Annotated in this window: 18 protein-coding genes; 14 read left to right on the top strand and 4 right to left on the bottom strand. The window is 64.3% G+C overall.

Translation table 11 applies throughout. The annotated features are described in order from the left end of the window. Positions 1–95 precede the first annotated feature (95 nt). From J1N02_RS03365 to J1N02_RS03355, 3 genes are read right to left on the bottom strand one after another with little or no spacing between them, the layout of a single operon-like run. Entirely contained in the window at positions 96–1028 is a 933-nt protein-coding gene (locus J1N02_RS03365) for a sulfonate ABC transporter substrate-binding protein (RefSeq protein WP_421147148.1), read from the bottom strand. Next, entirely contained in the window at positions 1025–2365 is a 1341-nt protein-coding gene (locus J1N02_RS03360) for an LLM class flavin-dependent oxidoreductase (protein ID WP_027607407.1), read from the bottom strand. The genes J1N02_RS03365 and J1N02_RS03360 overlap by 4 nt, the downstream gene beginning before the upstream one ends. Then, positions 2358–4541, bottom strand: coding sequence for a TonB-dependent receptor (locus J1N02_RS03355; protein ID WP_169897824.1), 2184 nt, complete (start codon positions 4539–4541; stop codon positions 2358–2360). The genes J1N02_RS03360 and J1N02_RS03355 overlap by 8 nt, the downstream gene beginning before the upstream one ends. 208 nt (positions 4542–4749) lie before the next feature. On the opposite strand from J1N02_RS03355, the gene J1N02_RS03350 reads away from it, so the two are divergent. Then, positions 4750–5772, top strand: coding sequence for a LacI family DNA-binding transcriptional regulator (locus tag J1N02_RS03350; RefSeq protein WP_421147147.1), 1023 nt, complete (start codon positions 4750–4752; stop codon positions 5770–5772). Between the two features lie 29 nt (positions 5773–5801). Next, complete coding sequence (locus tag J1N02_RS03345) at positions 5802–6416, top strand: TetR/AcrR family transcriptional regulator (protein WP_421147146.1); 615 nt, start codon at positions 5802–5804, stop codon at positions 6414–6416. Positions 6417–6908: 492 nt separating this feature from the next. Here the strand turns inward: J1N02_RS03345 and J1N02_RS03340 are convergent, their stop codons facing one another. Next, positions 6909–9659: a beta-glucosidase gene (locus J1N02_RS03340; protein ID WP_092354861.1), complete on the bottom strand. Its 2751-nt coding sequence runs from the start codon at positions 9657–9659 to the stop codon at positions 6909–6911. Between the two features lie 507 nt (positions 9660–10166). Between J1N02_RS03340 and J1N02_RS03335 the strand changes: the two genes are divergently transcribed. The 12 genes from J1N02_RS03335 to gspD all read left to right on the top strand — a co-directional run bounded on the left by J1N02_RS03335 (position 10167) and on the right by gspD (position 20418). Next, on the top strand, positions 10167–10394 hold the full coding sequence (locus J1N02_RS03335) for a hypothetical protein (RefSeq protein WP_065927288.1): 228 nt from the start codon (positions 10167–10169) through the stop codon (positions 10392–10394). 128 nt (positions 10395–10522) lie between these two features. Then, a complete protein-coding gene (gene gspE / locus J1N02_RS03330) occupies positions 10523–12253 on the top strand; it encodes a type II secretion system ATPase GspE (protein WP_108574146.1) in 1731 nt (576 codons plus the stop codon). After that, entirely contained in the window at positions 12250–13452 is a 1203-nt protein-coding gene (gene gspF, locus J1N02_RS03325; RefSeq protein ID WP_259191851.1) for a type II secretion system inner membrane protein GspF, read from the top strand. Before gspE ends, gspF begins: the two co-directional genes overlap by 4 nt. A gap of 20 nt (positions 13453–13472) precedes the next feature. Further along, positions 13473–13898: a type II secretion system major pseudopilin GspG gene (gene gspG, locus J1N02_RS03320; RefSeq protein ID WP_027607415.1), complete on the top strand. Its 426-nt coding sequence runs from the start codon at positions 13473–13475 to the stop codon at positions 13896–13898. A gap of 9 nt (positions 13899–13907) precedes the next feature. Next, on the top strand, positions 13908–14339 hold the full coding sequence (locus J1N02_RS03315) for a type II secretion system protein (protein WP_027607416.1): 432 nt from the start codon (positions 13908–13910) through the stop codon (positions 14337–14339). Continuing rightward, a complete protein-coding gene (locus J1N02_RS03310; protein ID WP_027607417.1) occupies positions 14336–14704 on the top strand; it encodes a type II secretion system protein in 369 nt (122 codons plus the stop codon). Before J1N02_RS03315 ends, J1N02_RS03310 begins: the two co-directional genes overlap by 4 nt. After that, a complete protein-coding gene (locus tag J1N02_RS03305; RefSeq protein ID WP_027607418.1) occupies positions 14701–15330 on the top strand; it encodes a prepilin-type N-terminal cleavage/methylation domain-containing protein in 630 nt (209 codons plus the stop codon). Before J1N02_RS03310 ends, J1N02_RS03305 begins: the two co-directional genes overlap by 4 nt. Further along, a complete protein-coding gene (locus J1N02_RS03300) occupies positions 15327–16052 on the top strand; it encodes a hypothetical protein (RefSeq protein ID WP_043293746.1) in 726 nt (241 codons plus the stop codon). Before J1N02_RS03305 ends, J1N02_RS03300 begins: the two co-directional genes overlap by 4 nt. After that, positions 16049–17092 (top strand): type II secretion system protein GspL, encoded by a 1044-nt coding sequence (locus tag J1N02_RS03295; RefSeq protein WP_421147145.1) that lies wholly within the window; start codon positions 16049–16051, stop codon positions 17090–17092. Before J1N02_RS03300 ends, J1N02_RS03295 begins: the two co-directional genes overlap by 4 nt. Then, positions 17067–17678, top strand: coding sequence for a type II secretion system protein GspM (gene gspM / locus J1N02_RS03290; protein WP_024076406.1), 612 nt, complete (start codon positions 17067–17069; stop codon positions 17676–17678). The genes J1N02_RS03295 and gspM overlap by 26 nt, the downstream gene beginning before the upstream one ends. Next, entirely contained in the window at positions 17675–18199 is a 525-nt protein-coding gene (locus J1N02_RS03285; protein WP_421147144.1) for a hypothetical protein, read from the top strand. Before gspM ends, J1N02_RS03285 begins: the two co-directional genes overlap by 4 nt. After that, entirely contained in the window at positions 18196–20418 is a 2223-nt protein-coding gene (gene gspD, locus J1N02_RS03280; protein WP_027607422.1) for a type II secretion system secretin GspD, read from the top strand. The genes J1N02_RS03285 and gspD overlap by 4 nt, the downstream gene beginning before the upstream one ends. Positions 20419–20691: the final 273 nt, after the last annotated feature.

Genomic DNA, 20691 nt, shown 5'->3' with positions numbered 1-20691 from the left:
TGGGAGGGGGCTTGCCCCCGATTGCGGCGGTTCAGTTGGAGCATCCTTGACTGACACACCGCTATCGGGGGCAAGTCCCGTCCCATATTTGGATCTCAGTTGGCTTGGGAATTCCACATGGCCTTCTTCACCTCAATGGCCTTGGGCAACAACCGATTCTGGAAAAACAGATCCGCCGTCGCCTGCTGCGCCTCAATAATCTTGTCATCAATCGGCAAAATCGGCGAAGGCGGGCGGTTGTCCATGTAGCGCGCAACCACCTCGGCGGGCAGGCCCATGAAGTCGGTCAGTACGTTCAGGCTGTCTTCGCGCTGGCTGCGGGTAAGGGCTTCGGCGGCGGTGAGTTCGTCGAGCAGGTCATGGATAAAGGCACCGTTGTCCCGCGCATACGCGCGCCGGGCGGTGTACACCGGACCCGACAAACCCAAGCCTTCGCCATTGGCCAGCACATGGCTGGGGCTCTGGCTCAAGGCGAGTGACGAGTAGGGCTCCCAGATCGCCCAGGCATCGACGCTGCCTTGTTCGAACGCCGCTCGTGCATCGGCCGGCGGCAGGTACACCGGTTGGATGTCCTTGTAGCTCAGGCCGGCGTTGTTCAGCGCGCGCAGGATCAGGTTGTGAGAGCTGGAACCCTTCTGGAACGCCACTTTCTTGCCCTTGAGGTCCGCCACCGAATGCAGCGGGCTGTCATTGCGCACCAGGATCGTCTCGGCGCTCGGCTTGGGCGGTTCGGCGCCGATATAGACCAGGTCGGCCCCGGCGGCTTGGGCGTACAGCGGCGGGATGTCGCCGGTGGAACCCACATCCAGTGCCCCCACGTTCAGCGCTTCAAGCATCTGCGGGCCGGCGGGGAATTCGATCCACTTCACCTCCGTCTTCGGGAAACGCTTTTCCAGCAGGTCATGTTGCTTGGCGAGGACCAGGGCGATGGAGCCTTTTTGGTAGCCGATACGCAAGGTGGCGGGGTCGGCGGCCAGGGCGGTTTGCGTCACCGCCAGCAAGGCCAGGAGCAGTGCTGGAAACTTCATGCTTTACCCTCTGTAAAACGATGGGCCGGGCGCGCCAGTCCGAGGTTTTCGCGCAAGGTGGAACCGCTGTATTCAGTGCGAAACAGGCCGCGCCGCTGCAGCTCGGGCACCACCCATTGCGCGACGTCTTCCAACCCACCCGGCAAGTGCGGCACCAGGATATTGAAGCCATCGGCCGCGCCGTTTTCGAACCAGTTCTGCAGCTCGTCGGCAATCTGCGCAGGCGTGCCGATCAGGCTGTAATGTCCGCGGCCCCCGGCAATTCGCCGACCCAATTGCGCGAGGGTCAGTTGCTCACGATCGGCCAAGTCACTCAGCAGTTGCTGGCGACTGCGTTGCCCGCTGTCGGTCAACGGCAGCGCCGGCAACGGCCCGTCCAGCGGGTAGCCGGACAGGTCGAAATTGCCCAGCATGCGCCCCAGCAACGCGACGCCCACCTCAGGTTCGACCAGATCCTGGAACGCCTCGAATTTGGCCTGGGCCTCGGCCTCGGTCGCCCCGACCACCACCAACACGCCGGGCATGATTTTCAGCGAATCCGGCCCGCGCCCGTACTGGCTCAAGCGGCCCTTGAGGTCGGCATAAAACGCCTGGGCATTGGCCAGCGAGGTCTGTGCGGTAAACACCACCTCGGCGGTCTGCGCGGCCAGCTCACGGCCGGCTTCGGACGAGCCGGCCTGCACGATCACCGGTTGGCCCTGGGGCGAGCGCGCCACATTCAGCGGGCCCTTGACCCGGAAGTGTTCGCCCACGTGGTCCAGCACATGCAGTTTCGTCGGGTCGTAATAGTTGCCGCTGGCCTTGTCGCGCACAAACGCATCGTCTTCCCAGCTGTCCCACAGCCCGGTCACCACCTGGTGAAACTCCCTGGCGCGGCTATAGCGTTCGCCATGGCCGAGGTGTTCGTCGCGGCCAAAATTCTGCGCTTCGGCGGCGTTGTCCGAGGTCACCAGGTTCCAGCCCGCACGCCCGCCGGACAGGTGATCCAGCGAAGCGAACTTGCGCGCCACATGGTAGGGCTCGTTGTAGCTGGTGGTCGCCGTGGCGATCAGGCCGATGTTATCGGTCACCGCACTCAGTGCCGAGAGCAGGGTGAGCGGCTCGAAATGATCCGAGCGCGCCATATGGCTGGCGATCTCACCAGTGGCAGCGGCGATGCTGTCGGCCACGAACAGCGCATCGAACTTCGCCGCTTCGGCCACCCGTGCCAGGTGTTTGTATTGGGCGAAATCCAGCCCGGCATCCGCCGGCACGTCCGGGTGGCGCCAGGCGGCGACATGGTGCCCGGTGGCCATGAGAAAGGCGCCGAGTTTCAGTTGACGGCTCATGCTAGAAATCCTTGCGCAGTTGCACGCCGAAGTAACGCTCATCGTCACGGGGTACGGCGCGGTAGATGTAGTTGCCGCCACTGGCCAGCAGCGGTGAGTAGGACTTGTCGGCGAGGTTCTTGGCCAGCAACGCCACGCGCCAACCGTTGGTGTAGTCGGCCAGGGCCACGCTGGCGTTCCAGATGCCATAGGCGCCTTGCTTGGTGTCGACGTTCTGACTGATGTCGTACTGTACTTCGCTCTGCCAGCTGTAGTCGGTGCCCAGTTCGATGTCCAGGCCGTTATCCAGCGGGATCGTGTAGTCGGCGCGCACGTAGCTTTTCCAGTCCGGGCTGAAGGGCAGTGGCTTGCCATTCACGTTGCACGTCGCCGCTGCACCGGCCGGGCAGGCGAACTCATCAATGCGCGCACGGGTGTAGGCCAGGGCGCCGGAGAGCTTGAGTTGCTGGGTGGCCTGCAGGGCGTAATCCAGCTCGACGCCTTCGGTGCTGACGCTGCCGGCGTTGATCAGGCGGGTCACGACCTGGCCGGCGACGGTGTCGAAAAAGTTCGCCTGGTAGTTGTCGTAGTCGCTGTGGAATACCGCCAGGTTGGTGGTCAGGCGGTTGTTCCAGGCGGTGGCCTTGATCCCGGCTTCCCAGGTGTTGGAGGTTTCCGGCTTGAGCGCGTCGGTGTCGCGCGGCTGCATATTGAAGAACACGTTGTAGGCCGGGCCCTTGTAGCCGCGCGAGTAGGTGAGGTAGCTGGTGACACTGTCGCTGAGGTCGTACTGCACCCCGAGGCGGCCTGACCAGCCGTCTTCGTCCACCGAGCCGGAGCTGGAGGTGGCCGGTTGAATCCCGCTGACCGTGGTGGCCGAGGTGGAGACGCGGCGGTGATCGTATTTCAGCTCATCGTGGGTGTAGCGTAGGCCGGCGATGCCACGAAAGCGCGAGGTGAAGTTCAGCGTGGTCTCGCCGAACACCGCGTAGCTGTCGCTGGTGGTGCTGTAGTCGGCGATGCCACGGTCGGTGCGCGTGGTGGTCGTGAGCGTGCGCTGATAGGTTTCCTCGTCCTTGCCGTGCATGTAGAACAGGCCGCCGACGTATTCCAGGAACTCACCCTTGGGCGAGGCCAGGCGCAGTTCCTGGGAGTATTGGTCGAAAGCCAGCTCGCCCTTGTCGGCGGTGCCGGGGAAGGCGGCGGTCACTGTGCCGAGGCGGTCGCCGTCCTGGTACTGGGTGTTGTCCCAGCCGCGCCAGGCGGTGATCGAGGTCAGGGTGTAGTCGCCGAGGTTCCAGTCCAACTGAGCGGACAAGCCTTTGTTGGTGTCCTCGACATGGCTGCGCGTATCGGTGTTGATGTCGCGGTTGTCGCCGGAGGCGCGCACCGGGCTCAAGGCATTGCTGAAGGCCGGGCTCAGGGACTTGCTGACCACGCCATTCGGCGCATCGTCGTGGGACTGCATGTAGTCGGCGATCAGGGTCAGTTTCACGTCATCGTTGGGGGTGAATTCCAGCTTGCCGCGGATGCCCTTGTGGTTGTAGCCGTTGACCTCCTGGCCGTTGTGCTGGTTATCGACGTTACCGTCGTAGCTGCCGAACAGCGTGCTGATCGAGCCCTTGAGCACCTCCGGCACCAGGCTGCCGCCGATGCCGAAACGGGTGCGGCTTTCGTTGCCGCTGTAGTACGCCTGGTCGATATAGCCGTGGGTCTCGGCGGTGGGCGCCTTGCTGGTGATGTTGAGCACGCCGGCCGAGGCGTTCTTGCCGAACAAGGTGCCTTGCGGGCCGCGCAGCACTTCGATGCGTTCCAGGTCCAGCAGGTCGAGGGTGGCCTGGCCGGGGCGCGCATAGACCACGCCGTCGATCACCGTGGCCACCGTCGGCTCCACCCCAGGGGAGGTGGAAATGGTGCCCACGCCGCGCACGAACAGCGAGGTGTCCTTGTTCGAGGCGCCGGTGCGGAAGTTCAGCGACGGCACTTGCTGGGCGATGCTGGCCACGCCGTTGCGGTTGTCGCGCTCCAGTTGTTCGCCGTCCAGCACCGAGACCGCCACCGGGACTTTTTGCAGGGATTCTTCACGCCGGGTGGCGGTGACCGTCACCGCTTTGAGCGTGGGTTCCTGCTCGTCGGCGGCAAAGGCGCCGGGCACGGGGAGGGCGGTCAGACCGGCGAGAAGGAATAAGTGCGTGTGCCTGTGCATGGTGTGTTCGCTCGAAAAAATGCCCTGGACCGCTGCGGCTCTCACGACCGTCAGCGCCTGTAAGACTGTCGTGGGCATTCGCTTGAGCGAGTAGCAGACAGCGCGCTTTGTTAGCGCTAACATCGGTATTATTGGTAGCTCGGGTTTAGAGCGTCAAAGACTTAAAAATTATTCCTATATTCTTTTTTGTTGTTAGCAGGATGGTCCCGTGAGCGAAGACAAACCGCGTAAACGCCGTGGCGCCGGGCGCGTCACCTTGAACACCGTGGCCCGCCAGGCCGGGGTGTCGGCGATCACCGTGTCGCGCTATTTCAACCAGCCGGAGCAGGTCTCGCCCGAGCGTCGCGAGCGCATCGCCGAGGTGGTGGCCGAGCTGGGTTATGTGCCCAACCTGGTGGCCGGCGGGCTGGCGTCGGCGCGGGGGCGGATCGTGGCGATGGTGATCCCGAACATCTCGGGGCCGATCTTCGCCAACACGATCCAGGGCTTCAGCGACACCCTCAGTCGCCATGGGTATCAGCTGTTGCTGGCGTCCAGTTACTTCAGCGCCGAGCAGGAAGAAAGCGCGGTGCGCGCGTTCCTCGGCTGGTCGCCGGCGGCGCTGGTACTGACCAGCCGCTTCCACAGTGCAGGCACCGAAAAGATGATCGCCGACACCGAGATCCCGGTGGTGGAAACCTGGGACTACGTGCCCGAACGCGCGCCGGTGCAGATCGGTTTTTCCCACTACGACGTCGGCGTCACGGCCGCGCGCTACCTGCATGGCAAGGGCTATCGGCGCATGGCCTTCGTGCAGAACAGCGCCACGGGCGACTTCAGCGCGCTGGAGCGGGGCGATGGGTTTGCCGCGACCCTGATCGAACTGGGTGTACAGCCCCGGGTCTTCGTCCCGGACGCCGACAGCGCGCCTTTCGAGGCCGGCAAGCAGGCGATGCAAGCCCTGATGAACCACGCCACCCCGCCTGACGCGATCTTCTTCGCCAATGACAACCTCGCCGCCGGTGGTTTGCTGGCGGGGCAACGTTCCGGGTTAAAGTGCGCGGTGCTCGGGTTCGGTGACTACCCGTTTGCCGAAATGCTGTTGCCCAGCCTGAGTACGATCAAACCGCCGGCCCTGGAGATCGGCGTACTGGCGGCAACCCGCGTGCTGGAAAGCCTCGGCGTGTTGCCGCATGCCCTACAGCGTTTGAACCTGTTGGATTGCCGCTTGATCGAACGGGAAAGCGCCTGAGCTTTTTTATCGCCCACTAGGACCTGCCCATGACCGAACCCGTCCCCAAGACCCGCCGCGCCCCCAAAGGTGAAAAACGCCGCGAAGAGCTGCTGGACGCGGCCCTGCAGGTGTTTTCCCTGGAAGGCTACAGCGGCGCCTCGATGGCCCAGGTGGCGGCGATCGTGGGTATTTCGGTGGCCGGGCTGCTGCATCATTTTCCCAGCAAGATCTCGCTGTTGATGGGGGTGTTGCAGCGTCGCGATGAGGTCAATCAACGGATTGCCGATGAGGTACGTGCGGAGAAAACCCTCAATGGCCTGCTCGGCAGCCTGCGTGCGATCAATCGTTCGAATGCCACGGCACCGGGCGTGGTGCGCGCGTTTACCATCTTGAATGCCGAAAGCCTGCTGGACACCCAACCGGCCTGGGCCTGGTTCCAGGCGCGCTATGCGGCGATTCACCAGCGCATGCAGGGGCAGTTTGCCGACCTGGTCGCGGCGGGGGAGGTGCGCAGCGATGTGGACATCGCCGGGCTGGTGGAAGAAATCCTGGCCATGATGGATGGCCTGCAGATCCAGTGGCTGCGGTTTCCCGAGCAGGTGGACCTGGTGGCGCGGTTTGACAGCTACATCGCGCGGGTCGAGGCAGCCATCAGAACCTGAGTCGAACACAGTCAACATGTGGGAGGGGGCTTGCCCCCGATGGCGGCCTCTGGGCCGACCATGTGCTGGGGTTGGAATGAGTACATATCCGTTGCTGCGGTAACGGCTACTTAGGGTTCCGCTCTTACAGCGGGTCACTTTTGGAAGAGCGCCAAAAGTAACCAAAAACGCTTCGCCCCACCACTCGGCACCTCGCCTAGGCTCGGTGTGCCCGTAATCCGACAGTGATGTGGGGGGCCGCCGCCACGCGCCATCCATGGCGCGGGGCGGCTAAACCGGCATCCCTGCCGGTTTACCCCCCAAATCACTATCGAATTCCGGCCAGCGTGGTTAACGGGGCGCCTGAGATCAAGATCAAAAGCAAGATCAAGATCAAGATCAAGATCAAGATCAAGATCAAGGGCGGCTCGCTTCGCATCGTGGTTAGCGTTGGCTGCTACACAGTTGTGTAGATACCCATGCTCATCGGGGGCAAGCCCCCTTCCACAGGGATCAGTTGCCGGTGGCACTGCCCTGGCTGCTGTCATCGCTCATGTCATAGCCATCACCGTCGCTGGTGCCGCTGTCGCCTTCGTTTTGATGCAGCACACCGCCGGTCTTCACCGTCGATTCACGCAGCGTCGAGTTGAGCGCCGAGCGCGGCAGCGGGTTGCTGGTGGTGGTCGACAGTTCCTGGCGGAACGGGTTGACCAGCTTGGCGTTCAGGCGAATATCCTGGGACGACGCGCCCACCGACAGGTTGAAGCTGTCGGCATCCACCACCCATTGCTTGCTCGCTACGTCGTAGTAGGCCAGCGAGCGATCGTTGAGCTCGATGGTCACGCGCTTGCTCTCGCCCGGCTTGAGGAACACCTTCTTGTAGCCCTTGAGTTCCTTGATCGCGCGTTCGACTTTCGGGTTGTTCTGGCCCACGTACAACTCGGCCACTTCGGCACCCGCGACCTTGCCGGTGTTGGCCAGGTCGAACGACACCTTGATCGGCGCCCCGGCCACCGCCACCCCAGGGGTCACGCTGATGTTGCTGTAGCCGAAGGTGGTGTACGACAAGCCGTAGCCGAACGGGTAGAGCGGCTTGATGCCCTTTTTCTCGTAGCCGCGATAGCCCAGGAACAGGTCGTCCTTGTAGCTCATCTCGGCCAGGGTTTCCTGGTTGTCGAACTTGGGGAAGGTCGCGTAGATCGGGTTGTCTTCGATGTTGCGCTCGATGCTGATCGGCAGCTTGGCCGACGGGTTGACCTTGCCCAGCAGGATCTCCGCCAGGGCCTGGCCGCCGTTCTGCCCAGGGTAGAACGCATGCAGCGCGACCGGTACCTGATCGATCCAGTCGCTCATCTTCAGGCCGGTACCGCCGTGCAGGGTGACCACGGTATTCGGGTTGACCTTGGCGATGCTCTGGATCAGCAGGTTCTGGTATTCGGGCAGGTCGAAGCTGTGGTCGAAGCCTTCGCCTTCGTACTCATTGCTGTTACCGGCCGCGACCAGTACCGCGTCGTACTTGGCCAGGTCCTGCGGTGCCACCAGCGACGCCCAGCTCATCTGCACACCGACGAGGCCGCCCATGGTCGACAGGTAGCCGTTGCGGCGTGAATATTCCAGCTTGATGTCGACCGGTTTGCCGGCTTCCAGATTGACCTTGGCAAACACCGGGATGGTCGGCGGAATGCTGTTGTTCGGCAGCGGTTTGCCGTCGCCGTTGTCGAGGACTTTCTTGCCGTTGACGTAGAGGCGCACGGCGCCGTCGGCACGCACCTTGAACACCTGCTCGCCGCTGACCGTCGGGGTGATCTGGCCGCTGTAGCGAATCGAGGTGGCGGCGGTATCGCCGTTCACCGGCAGGCTGTCGGTGGACCAGTCCAGGTCGACATGGGGGTCGGTGCGGCTGGCGGCCGGGTCGCCGGACCAATTGGTGTTGCTGAAGAACTCGGTCTTCAGGCCTTTGACGCTGTTGCCATTGCCGTCGGCATGGGTCCAGGTCGAGGTGGCCGGGTCCAGGGACAGCCCGTCGATGAACTCGACCTTGGCGCCTGGCGCCAGTTGCTGCAAGCCGCTCAGCTCACTGATGTAGTTGGCGGCCATGACGTTGGCGCTGCCGAAACCGGTAGGCGGCGCGTACTTGGCCAGGGTGCCGACCACGGCGATGCGCTTGACCTTCCTGGCGTCCAGCGGCAGCAGGCTGTTCTGGTTTTTCAGCAGCACGATGCCTTCGCGGGCGGCGTTCAGGGCCACGCGGTTGCTGGTGGCGCTGTTCATGTTGTGGCTGGTCAGCGGCGCCTTGCTGTCGAACTTGTACAGGTAGATCTGCTTGAGGATGCGGCGCACCTTGTCATCGATGGTCGCGCTGCTCAGCTCGCCGCTGTCCAGGTACGGCTTGAGGATGGTGCTGTTCATCTGGTAGCCCATCATGTCCAGGTCGGTACCCGCCTGTGCCGCCGGCAAACCGTCGACCACCGCGTTGTAGTCGCTCTGCACGAAGCCCGGGTAGCCCCATTCGGTCTTGAGGATGTCACGCATCAGGTGCTTGTTCTGGCACGCGAACTCGCCGTTCACCTTCTGGAAGGCGCACATCATCATCGCGACTTTGCTGTTCTTCGAGGCGGACTCGAACGGCGGCAGGGTCATCTCGCGCAGCACGCGTTCGCTGATGATTTCATTGAGGTGGAAGCGGTTGCTTTCCTGGTCATTGGCGGCGAAATGCTTGGCGTTGGCCCACACGCCACGGGACTGAATGCCGTTGATCACGGCCGGCGCCAGGCTGGCGCCGAGGAACGGGTCTTCACCGGACAGGTACTCGAACGCCCGGCCGCTGTACGGCATGCGGTACAGGTTCACCCCAGGGCCGGTGACGAACTGATAGCCGCCGCTGGCGGTGTCATAGCCCAGGGCACGGCCCAGGTCGATGGCGCGCCGTGGGTTCCAGCTGGCGGCCAGGTTCGGCCCCGACGGGTAGACCACGCCCTGGGCGTTGCCTTCGCTGGTGTAGCGCACGCCCACACCGCCATCGGCGCCGTGGATCTGCGGGATACCGTACTGGGTCAGTGGCTTGACGTCCCAGCCACCGGTGCCGCCGATGTAGGCGAGTTTTTCTTCCAGGGTCATCTTCGCCAGGGTCTTGTCCGCGGCTTTTTCCGCGCGGCTGACCCGGCCTTCATCCAGGGCCGGGCTGGTGGCTGCATGCACCTGGGACACGGCCAATGCCAGCAGGGCGAAAGCCGACTGTGCACCGATCATTTTGCGTTTATTCATGGGTCTCTCCGACAACAGTTCAGTAAACAGGGCGCGCCGAGAAGTGCGTGTTGCACTGCACCTCGTCACTTTTTTTCGGGCAATAGTTGCCCGTGATCGCAATTTTTAACCGATGGCTAATTGCAACTATTTGGCGAATTTCGCAGTTTTATAAGTGTAATAATTGTATTAGTTATTGTTGTGGATAGTGTCTAGGCGATATCACGAGATGGCATTTTGAACCGCAAAAACCGCATAATTAAGGCAATTATTGCGGTTATAAGTCAAACGAAAGCTAATTTTTGCGTGAAATAAGAAATATTTTCTTACCTTTCGGAACTAAGGCTAAACCTACCAGTCGATTGGTTTAAGAAAATTTATCGAGTCGTGGCTAACTAGTGGCATTGCTCGGTAGTTCTAAAGTGCCATGTTTACACAAGCTGTCATACACAACGCTTTGGTGTAGGGTCTTGATCGAGTTCAAGGCGCCACTTGGGCTATCTGCTGTTTTTGATCTGGAGAAAGTTGATGAAGATTTCCCTGTTGGGTGCCGGTGTTGTATTGGGCGTTGCGCTAAGTGGCGCGGCGATGGCGGCGGAGTCTACGGACGCCGATGCGAAATCCGGCGCCGCCGATTCCACGGTGCTGACCCAGGCCCACGATGCCAAGGCCGTCAAAAAACAGAAGGCTGAAACCACCAAGGGTGGGCGGCCGCTGAGCCAATCTGCTACCTCTAAAACAGCGCCAACCAAGTAAGCCTGACGCCCTGTAGGAGCGAGCTTGCTCGCGAAAGTATTCCAAGCGCATCGCGGCGTCGGATGTACCTTTTTCGCGAGCAAGCTCGCTCCTACAGGGGGCTCATATAGCCCCTCAGATTTTTACCCATGCCCAGCTCCTCAACACCTCTCAATGCCTGCCAACTGCACATCCCGCACACCGAACAGGTCTGCGCGTGGCTGATGCAACATGCCGGCTTGAAAACCGTTGACCTGGAGCGCGCCCGACGCTTGTCCCAGGAGGGCGGTGACACCGAATTACTGGGCCTGCTCACGCGCCTGGGGCTGGTTTCCGAAGTGGAACTGGCCCGTGCCTGGGCCGACCTGCTCGGCGCACCGCTGCTGCTGGCCGATGCGGCGCCGCCGCTGCTGGACCCGCTACCGGTGTTGACCGAGCGTTTCATGCGCCACTACCAGGTGGTGCCCGTGGGCTGGAGCCAGGGCGGCCTGCGGGTGCTGGCGGCCAACCCGTCGCTGGTCTACCCGTTCCAGGCCATGGCCTATGCCTGTGGCGTGCCGGTGTGGCTGGCCGTGGGCCCGCGCAACGAAGTCGAAACCCTGATCGAGCGTTACTACGGCCAGGGCCGTTCGGCCATGGGCACCCTGATCGAAAACCTCGACGAGCAGGGCGGTGCCCTGGAAGACATCGAACACCTCAAGGACATGGCCTCCGAAGCGCCGGTGATTCGCCTGGTCAACCTGATCCTGCAGCGCGCGGTGGAACATCGCGCCTCGGACATTCATATCGAACCCTTCGAAAACCAGCTCAAGGTGCGCTACCGCATCGATGGCGTGCTGCATGAAGCCGAGGCGCCGCCGTCCAGCTCTTCGGCAGCGGTGATTTCGCGGGTGAAGATCATGGCGCGCCTGGACATCGCCGAGCGGCGCCTGCCCCAGGACGGGCGCATCATGCTGCGCATCCAGGGCAAGGAGCTGGACTTGCGGGTGTCCACGGTGCCCACCAGTTTTGGCGAATCGGTGGTCATGCGTTTGCTCGACCGCCAGACCGTGCAGTTCGATTTCCAGAGCCTGGGCTTCGATGGCCAGCGCCTGGAAGCCTTCCTCGAAGTGCTCGAACGGCCCCACGGTATCCTGCTCGTCACCGGGCCCACCGGCTCGGGCAAGACCACCACCCTGTACACCGCGCTGTCGCGGCTCAATACCGCCGAGCGCAAGATCATCACCGTGGAAGACCCGGTGGAATACCAGCTTGAGGGCATCAACCAGATCCAGGTGAAACCGGCCATCGGCCTCGACTTCGCCGGCGCGCTGCGCTCCATCGTGCGCCAGGACCCGGACGTGATCATGATCGGTGAAATCCGCGACCTGGAAACCTGCCGCATCGCCATCCAGTCGTCCCTCACCGGCCACCTGGTGCTCTCGACCCTGCACACCAACAGCGCGGCGGCGAGTATCACGCGCTTGCTGGACATGGGTGTCGAAAGCTACCTGATTGCCTCGACCGTCAACGGCATCCTCGCCCAGCGCCTGGTGCGGCGCCTGGACCCGGCCACCCGCGAAGCCTTCGAAGCACCGGCGGAGTTGATCGCCGAACACGGCCTCGACCGGTTTACCGAGCAGCGTCCGATCATGCTTTATCGCCCCCGCGCCGATGCGCCGGGCGGTGGCTACCACGGCCGCAGTGCGATCACTGAACTGCTGGTGATGAACGACGAACTGCGCAGCCTGTTGATGCGCCAGGCCGACGCCGCCACCCTCGAACAGGCCGCCCGCCGTGGCGGCCTGCGGACCTTGCATGAAGAAGGCCTGCGCCAGGCCGTGGCCGGTGTCACCTCACTTGAAGAAGTGCTGCGCGTCACCCGGGGAGAGGGCGCATGAGCCTGTTCAAATACCGCGCCCTCGACAGCCAGGGCCAGGCGCAAAACGGCACCCTCGAAGCCAAGGACCAGGACGCTGCAGTCGCCGCCCTGCACAAGCGCGGTTTGCTGCTGTTGCAGATCGAGGTGGCGGGCGCCCAGGGCCTGCGCAAGGCCTTTGGCCGGGGTCAGTTGAATGGCGCGGCCCTGGTCAGTTTCACTCAACAATTGGCCACGCTATTGGGCGCCGGCCAGCCGCTGGAACGCTCCCTGGGCATCCTGCTCAAGCAGCCCGGCCAGCCCCAGACCCGTGCGTTGATCGAGCGTATCCGCGAACAGGTCAAGGCCGGCCAGCCGTTATCCAAGGCGCTGGAGGCGGAGGGCGGCCAGTTCTCGCCGCTGTACTTGAGCATGGTCCGCGCCGGCGAGGCGGGCGGCGCCCTCGAAGACACCCTGCGCCAGCTCAGCGACTACCTGGAGCGCAGCCAGTTACTCCGGGGCGAAGTGATCAACGCGCTGATCTACCCGGCGTTTCTGGTGGTCGGCGTGCTCGGTTCGCTGGCGTTGCTGCTGGCCTATGTGGTGCCGCAGTTCGTGCCGATCTTCAAGGACCTGGGCGTGCCGATTCCACTGATTACCGAGGTGATCCTGGGCCTCGGCCAATTCCTCGGGGCCTACGGCCTGGCGGTGCTGGCCGGGTTGATTGTCGGCGCCTGGGCCCTGGCCGCACGCCTGCGCGATCCCCAGCGCCGCGAACGTTATGACCGCCGCGTGCTGGGCATCCGCATCATCGGCCCGTTGCTGCAACGGGTCGAAGCCGCCCGCCTGGCCCGCACCCTCGGCACCTTGCTGAGCAATGGTGTGGCGCTGCTGCAAGCGCTGGTGATTGCCCGCCAGGTCTGCACCAACCGCGCCCTGCAAGCCCAGGTCGCCCAGGCCGCCGAGTCGGTCAAGGGCGGCGGCACCCTGGCCAGCGCCTTCGGCAGCGAGCCGTTGCTGCCGGATCTGGCGTTGCAAATGATTGAAGTCGGCGAACAGGCCGGCGAACTCGACAGCATGCTGCTCAAGGTCGCCGAGGTGTTCGACGTCGAGGCCAAACGCGGCATCGACCGCCTGCTCGCCGCGCTGGTGCCGTCCCTGACCGTGGTCATGGCGGTGCTGGTGGCGGTGATCATGCTGGCGATCATGCTGCCGCTGATGAGCCTGACCAGCAATATATGAACCCTTAAGGAAACACGCTGATGCGCCATACCCGATTCAAGCCCGCCCGCCGCCAGGGCGGTTTTACCTTGCTGGAAATGCTCGCGGTGATCGTGCTGCTGGGCATTGTCGCGACCATCGTGGTACGCCAGGTCGGCGGCAACGTGGACAAGGGCAAGTACGGCGCGGGCAAGGCCCAGCTGGCCAGCCTGAGCATGAAGATCGAAAGCTACGGCCTGGACGTCGGCTCGCCGCCCAAGAGCCTGCAGCAACTGGTCGACAAGCCGGGCAACAGCGCCGGTTGGGCCGGGCCGTATGCCAAGCCGTCGGACCTCAAGGACCCGTTCGGCCATGCCTTCGGCTATCGCTTCCCCGGTGAGCACGGTGCGTTCGACCTGATTTTCTACGGTCAGGACGGCCAGCCCGGCGGCGAAGGCTACAGCGCCGACCTGGGCAACTGGGAATAACCCACGACCATGGCCAACGCCCAACGCGGCTTTACCTTGCTGGAAATGCTGGTGGTGATCGTCTTGATCAGCATCGCGGCCGGCTTGGTAGGGTTTGGCCTGCAACAAGGCCTGCGCGCGGCCAAAGAGCGCCAGGCCGTCGGGCAGGTGGTCGAGGCGTTGCGCAGCACGCGGGCGCGGGCGATTGTCAGTGGCACTACCGAAAGCACGGTGTTCGATTTGCGCAACCTCAGCGTGCAGGCGCCGGGCCGTCCGAAAAAGTATTGGCCGGCCGGGCTGCAAGTGACCCTGCACACCGCCGAGCAAGCCGGCGCGGCGGTGGATTTCTACCCCGATGGCAGCTCCACCGGCGGCCACGTGTTGCTGGCCAACGGCAGTCGGCGTTGGCGCATCGACATCGGCTGGCTGACCGGCAGCGTCGAATCCAAGGCCCTGCCATGAAGCGCCAGGCGGGTTTCACCCTGCTGGAAATGCTCGCCGCGCTGACGCTGATGGCGATCTGTAGCACGGTGCTGCTGGTTGCCTTCGGCCAGAGCGCGCGCTCGTTGTTGCAGGTGGCCCACAGCGACCGCTTGACCCATGCCGCCTTGAGTGTGATGGATCAGGAAGGCATGGGCCCTTTGGCCAGCGGTACACGGCAGGGCGAGTTGGACGGCATCGCCTGGCAACTGCGTATCGCCCAGCAGCCCAGCCGGTTCGGCCAGGCCCATCTGTTTCGCCTGGACCTCACCGTCAGCGAAGGCCCGCGCCAGGCCCGTTTCAGCACCTTGAAACTGCGCGCTGCCGGCGTCGGTGCCGGCTTGTGAAGGCGCGTCAGCAGGGCTTTACCTTGCTTGAGATCATGATCGTACTGAGCCTGCTCGGGGTGTTGCTGACCCTGGTCGGCGGTGCGTTGCTGGGCGCCAATCGCGCCGTGCTCAAGGCCCAGCGCTACACGGTCAGCCTGGATGAAATGCGTGCCGCGCAGCAGTTTTTGCGTACCGCCATCAGCGAGGCGTTGCCGCTGGACGTGACCGAGGACGACAGCCAGACCGATGGCTTTTTCGCCGGTGGGCCCCAGCGCATGCAGTTTGTCGCGACCTTGCCGGGTGTGCTCGGCGGCGGGATTCAGCGCTTCACCTTGCAGTTGGTGGGCCCTGAATCGCAGCGCGATTTGCAGGTGGCGTTCGCGCGGTTTGAGTCCCCCGCGCAAGTCAGCGTCCCGGCCTCGCGCAGTGAGCCGCAGGTGTTGTTGAAGGATCTCGAGGACCTGCAATTCAGCTATCGCGGGGTGTCGCCCAAGGGCCAGGCCACCGGCTGGATCAGTGAGTGGCCGTGGACCAAACGCCTGCCTTACGCAGTGCGGATTGACGCACGGGTGAACGGGCCGGTGCCGTGGGTGACCCAGGTGGTTGCCTTGCGCCTGAACCTGTCCGGCGGGGCACCCGAATGATCCGCCATCAACGCGGTGTAGCCCTGCTGCTGGTGCTGTGGGTGCTGGCCTTGCTCAGCCTGTTGCTCGGCGGTTTGGCCGGCTGGGTGCAACTGGAAACACGCCAGGCCGCCTGGCACCGCCAGCATACCCAGGCGGTGCTGGCGGCCGAGGCCGGGGTGGCGCTGGCGATGCAGGCCGTCGCCGACCCGTTGCAGCGCAAGCAGTGGATTGCCGACGGGCGTGAAATTCCGCTGGTGTTCGACGATGCGCAGCTGCGCGTCAGCCTGCACAGCGAGCGCGGCAAGTTGTATTTGAACAGCGCCGAAGTGGGTGATTTTGCCCGCCTGGCCCTGGCCTGCGGTGCGACCCAGGCCCAGGCCAACCACCTCGCCAGGGCCCTGGAGGTGCGGCGTAACCAGGGCCTGGCGCCGTTTCGGGTGGTGGAAGAGGTGCGCCAACTGCCGGGCATGACCCAGGCGTTGTACAGCGAACTGGTGCCCGAGATCAGCCTGTGGAGCGGCCTGGACCGGCCCGATCCGGCATTCGCCAGTGCCTTGATGCGCCGCGCACTGAACCTGCCGCACCAGAACGCGGTGGGGGCCGATCCCGGCGACGTGCTGGTGGTCAGTAGCCGCGCCCAACGTCCCGGCGGTTACCACGCCCAGGTGCAGGCCACCGTGTTATTGAGCCCCGCGCAAGGCAGCGCACAACCTTATCGAGTCTTACGTTGGCAAGAATGAACGAACAGTTAACCGCACGGCTTCAGGCGCTGGCGCAGCCCATCACCCAGCGCTGGCGCGGCAGCCTGCTGCAATTGGGCTGGCGCCTGTGGCTCAAGGAGCTGCGTGGCTGCCTGCCGGCATGGTTGTCGTTTGCCGAGATCCCCGAGCATGCCTACGCCTGGCCGCTGACCGCCGCGGTGGAAAAGCTGCCCGGCGAAGCGCGTCAGGTGCTGGTGCTGCCGCCTGAAACGGTGTTGGTGCAAACCCTGCAATTGCCCCCGGCGGCGGCGCGCAACCTGTCGACAGTGGTGGGCTATGAACTGGACCGCTTCACGCCGTTCGACGCCGCCCAGTTGTACTTTGTCGCGCGCCAGGAGCGCCGCACCCCCACGCACCTGCACGTCACGCTGGTAGCGATCCTGCGTGAGCGCCTCGATCAGATCCTCAATGACTGCGCGGTCCTCGGCTTGCAGCCCCATGCCGTGGATGTCGCCGAGAGCGCAGGCAAACCCATGGGCATCGACTTGCTGCCGGCGCCGTTGCGTCCCCGTCAGCGTCCCCAGGGCAAGGGCCTGCAACGCAGCCTGCCGTGGTTGTGCGGCGCGTTGCTGATCGCGGCGATGCTGCTGTGGCTCAACGACCGCCAGCGCGTGCTCGATGCCATGCAGCACAGCGTGCGCGAGCAGAAAGCCCAGGTCGCCGAGATCCAGGCCCTGCGCCAGCAATTGCTCAATACCCGTGGCGCCGCCCAGTACCTGATTCGCCGCAAGGCCGCCCAACCGCCGTTGGCGGCGCTGCTCAGCGAGCTGACCGCGTGCCTGCCCTCGGACACCTGGCTCGACCAGTTGGAAGTCAACGACGGCGCCGACGTGTCCTTCTCCGGGCAGAGCGCCAAGGCCAGTGCCTTGATCACTCGGATCAAGGGCTGCCGCAGCCTGGAAAACGCCCAGTTCGAAGGGGTGATCCAACCCGATGCGCAAACCGGCAAGGATCAATTTTCCTTGCGCGCCCACCTGCACCAGGAGGCCGCCGATGCGCCGACCACTGACACCCCGTGAGCGCCGTGGCGCGGCCCTGATCGCCCTGGCCCTGGTGCTCGGCGCCGGTTACTGGCTGTTGATCGACAGCTGGTTCGCCGGCCCCTTGCGCAGCATGGGCGAGCAGGCCGAGCAGCTGCGTGAACAGCAGCAACGCTACGCCGGTGTGTTGCGCCAGGGCGACAGCCTGCGCCAGCAGTTGGAACAGGCGCGGCAGGACCCGGCCAGCAGCACCAGCCTGTTGCCCGGCGACGACCCAAGCGCGGTGGCGGCGGACCTGATGCAGCGCATCGCCGACCTGATCAACAGCCGCGCCGGCCTCGGTGGCGGTTGCAGCCTGACCCAGCGCATGCCCATCACCCCGGAGCAGGACGACGCCGAGCCCTATCGTCAGGTCAAGGTCAGCCTGACCCTTAACTGCGCCATCGAGCCCTTGACTGCGATCCTGCATGAGTTGGAGTACCAGCGGCCGTTTCTGTTTGTCGATGAGATGAGCATTCGCCGCCCACCGAACGCACCGGCCAGTGGCGGCGCCGGGCAACTGGTGGTGCACCTGTTGGTGCGCGGTTACCTGCAACCGGCCGCCGCCCGGCAGGTGCAACGATGATCCATGCATTGCGTCCCCTGGAATGGCTGTTACTTGGCGTGGCCGGGCTGTTGGGCCTGCTGATGGTCGGCATCCTCAGCAGCATCGGCGATGCGCCGCAATGGTTGCCGGCGCCAGAGCCCGATGCGCGCGCCACTACCGCCGCCAAGGTACTTGTGGCGCCGAGCGCGACCCTCGAAAGCCTGGCCGGCACCTGGCAAGCGCCGCTGTTCAGCCCCGACCGCAGCCCCGATCGTGCCGTGGGCCAGGCCGGTGTTTCCAGCCTGTCGAGCCTGGTGCTGACCGGGATCGTTCTCGATGGCGACCTGCGCGTGGCGCTGCTCAAGCGTGGCGATGGCCCGCCGCTCAAAGTCCAGCAGGGCCAGACCCTGCCCAATGGCTGGCGCCTGGAACAGCTGACGCCCCGCGATGCCCGTTTTGTCCTCGACGGCCGTACGCAAACCCTGAGCCTGCGGGCCCTGCGCTTGCCGCCGCCGTCCACCACACCCCCGATTACCCTTCCTCACGAGTCCACCCCTTGATCGATACCTTCCCTGGCGCCTTGCGCACCACCGTGTTGTGCCTGGCCACCGCCGTTTCCCTCGGTGGCTGCGGCACCTTCCCCGAGCATCTCGACCCGGACGAGGCCCTGCTGCATGAGGCGATGCAGGGCACCGGTTCGCAACGCCCACCCGTGGACCCGGCCAGCGAACAGGCGCCGGTCGACAGCGGCCAACCCCAGGCGAAGACACCGCCCCAGCGCCAGTTGATACGCGGCAACCAGCAGTTCGTGCGCCAACCGGCAGCAGTCTCGGCCGCCAAGGAGGAGGGCAGCGGCGACATCGTGTTCAACTTCGCCGACCAGCCGATCGAAGCGGTGATCAACAGCGTGATGGGCGACCTGCTGCACGAGAACTACAGCATCGCCCAGGGCGTGAAGGGCAATGTCAGCTTTTCCACGTCCAAGCCGGTGAACAAGCAGCAGGCCTTGTCGATCCTGGAGACCCTGTTGTCGTGGACCGACAACGCCATGATCAAACAGGGCAACCGCTATGTGATCCTGCCGGCCAACCAGGCGGTGGCGGGCAAGCTGGTGCCGGAGATGCGCGTGTCGCAGCCCTCCAGCGGTTTGTCGGCACGCCTGTTTCCGTTGCGTTATATCTCGGCCACCGAGATGCAGAAACTGCTCAAGCCGTTCGCCCGCGAGAATGCGTTCCTGCTGGTGGACCCGGCGCGCAATGTGTTGAGCCTGGCCGGCACCCCCGAGGAACTGGCCAATTACCAGGACACCATCGACACCTTCGACGTGGACTGGCTCAAGGGCATGTCGGTGGGCGTGTTCGGCCTGCAACGGGCGTCGGTGGCCGAGCTGATGCCCGAGCTGCAAAAAATGTTCGGCCCCGACAGCGGCATGCCCCTGGCCGGCATGGTGCGCTTCTTGCCCATCGAGCGGACCAACTCGGTGGTGGCGATCTCGTCGCAGCCGCAGTACCTCAGTGAAGTCGGCGACTGGATCCACACCATCGACGAAGGCGGCGGCAACGAGCCGCAGATGTACGTCTACGACGTGCGCAACATGAAGGCCACCGACCTGGCCAAGTACCTGCGCCAGATCTACGGCACGGGCGCGATCAAGGACGATACCCCGGCCAAGGTCGCCCCCGGTTTGCGCACCGCGACCTTGTCCTCGCCGGGCACCAACAGCACCTCCGGCAGCACGCCCGGTGGCCTGAGCAACAACCTCAATGGCAACCCACCCGCCGCCGAGGATGAGGAGCAGGAGCCCGAGGCCGAGCAGGACACCGCCGAGCAGGGCGCGAGCGAAGACGCCCCGGCCAAAAGCCTCGACGCCGGCACCCGCATCACCGCGCAAAAAAGCAGTAACCAACTGCTGGTCCGCACCCGCCCGGTGCAGTGGAAAGAGATCGAATCGGCGATCAAACGCCTCGACAACCCACCGCTGCAAGTGCAGATCGAAACGCGCATCCTCGAGGTCAAGCTCACCGGCGAACTGGACCTGGGCGTGCAGTGGTACCTCGGCCGCCTGGCCGGTAATTCCACCAGCACCACCGTGGCCAACACCGCCGGCAGCCAGGGCGCGTTGGGCGGCGGCGGGGCAGGGTTGGGCGCGACGGATTCGTTGTTCTACTCCTTCGTCAGCTCCAACCTGCAAGTGGCCCTGCACGCCCTCGAAACCAACGGCCGCACCCAGGTGCTGTCGGCGCCGTCGCTGGTGGTGATGAACAACCAACCGGCGCAGATCCAGGTGGGCGACAACATCCCGATCAGCCAGACCACGGTCAACACCGGCACCTCCGACACCACCTTGAGCAGTGTTGAATACGTGCAGACCGGGGTGATCCTCGACGTCGTGCCGCGGATCAATCCGGGTGGACTGGTGTACATGGACATCCAGCAGCAGGTCAGCGATGCCCAGGACCAGCAGGCGTCCAGCAACGACACCCAGGCCAACCCGCGTATCTCCACGCGTTCGGTATCCACCCAGGTCGCGGTGCAGAGCGGGCAGACAGTGCTACTGGGCGGGTTGATCAAGCAGGACAACGCGGAGAGTGTCAGTGCGGTGCCTTACCTTGGGAAAATTCCGGGGTTGCGCTGGTTGTTTGGCAATACCAGCAAGTCCAAGGACCGCACGGAATTGATTGTGCTGATTACCCCGAGGGTGATTACCAGCAGCAGCCAGGCGCGGCAGGTGACGGATGACTATCGCCAGCAGATGCAGTTGTTGAAGCCGGCTAACTGAAATGTGGGAGGGGCGGTGCGACGATTCGACTTGCCCCCGATGGCGGCCTCTGGGCCGACCATTTTTTTGGATTGGACCGGGTACATATCCGTTGCTGCGGTAACGGCCGCTATGGGTTCCGCCCTTACGGCGGCTCACTTTTGAACAGCGCAAAAGTAAGCAAAACGCTTCGCCCCACCACTCGGCACCTCGCCTAGGCTCGGTGTGCCCGTAATCCGACAGTGATGTGGGGGGCCGCCGCCACGCGCCATCCATGGCGCGGGGCGGCTAAAC

The organism is Pseudomonas sp. NFX5 (assembly GCF_049132125.1).
GTDB lineage: Bacteria > Pseudomonadota > Gammaproteobacteria > Pseudomonadales > Pseudomonadaceae > Aquipseudomonas > Aquipseudomonas marginalis.
The sequence above is the reverse complement of the archived record's forward strand: the minus strand, read 5'-3'. Positions and strand labels throughout refer to the sequence as shown.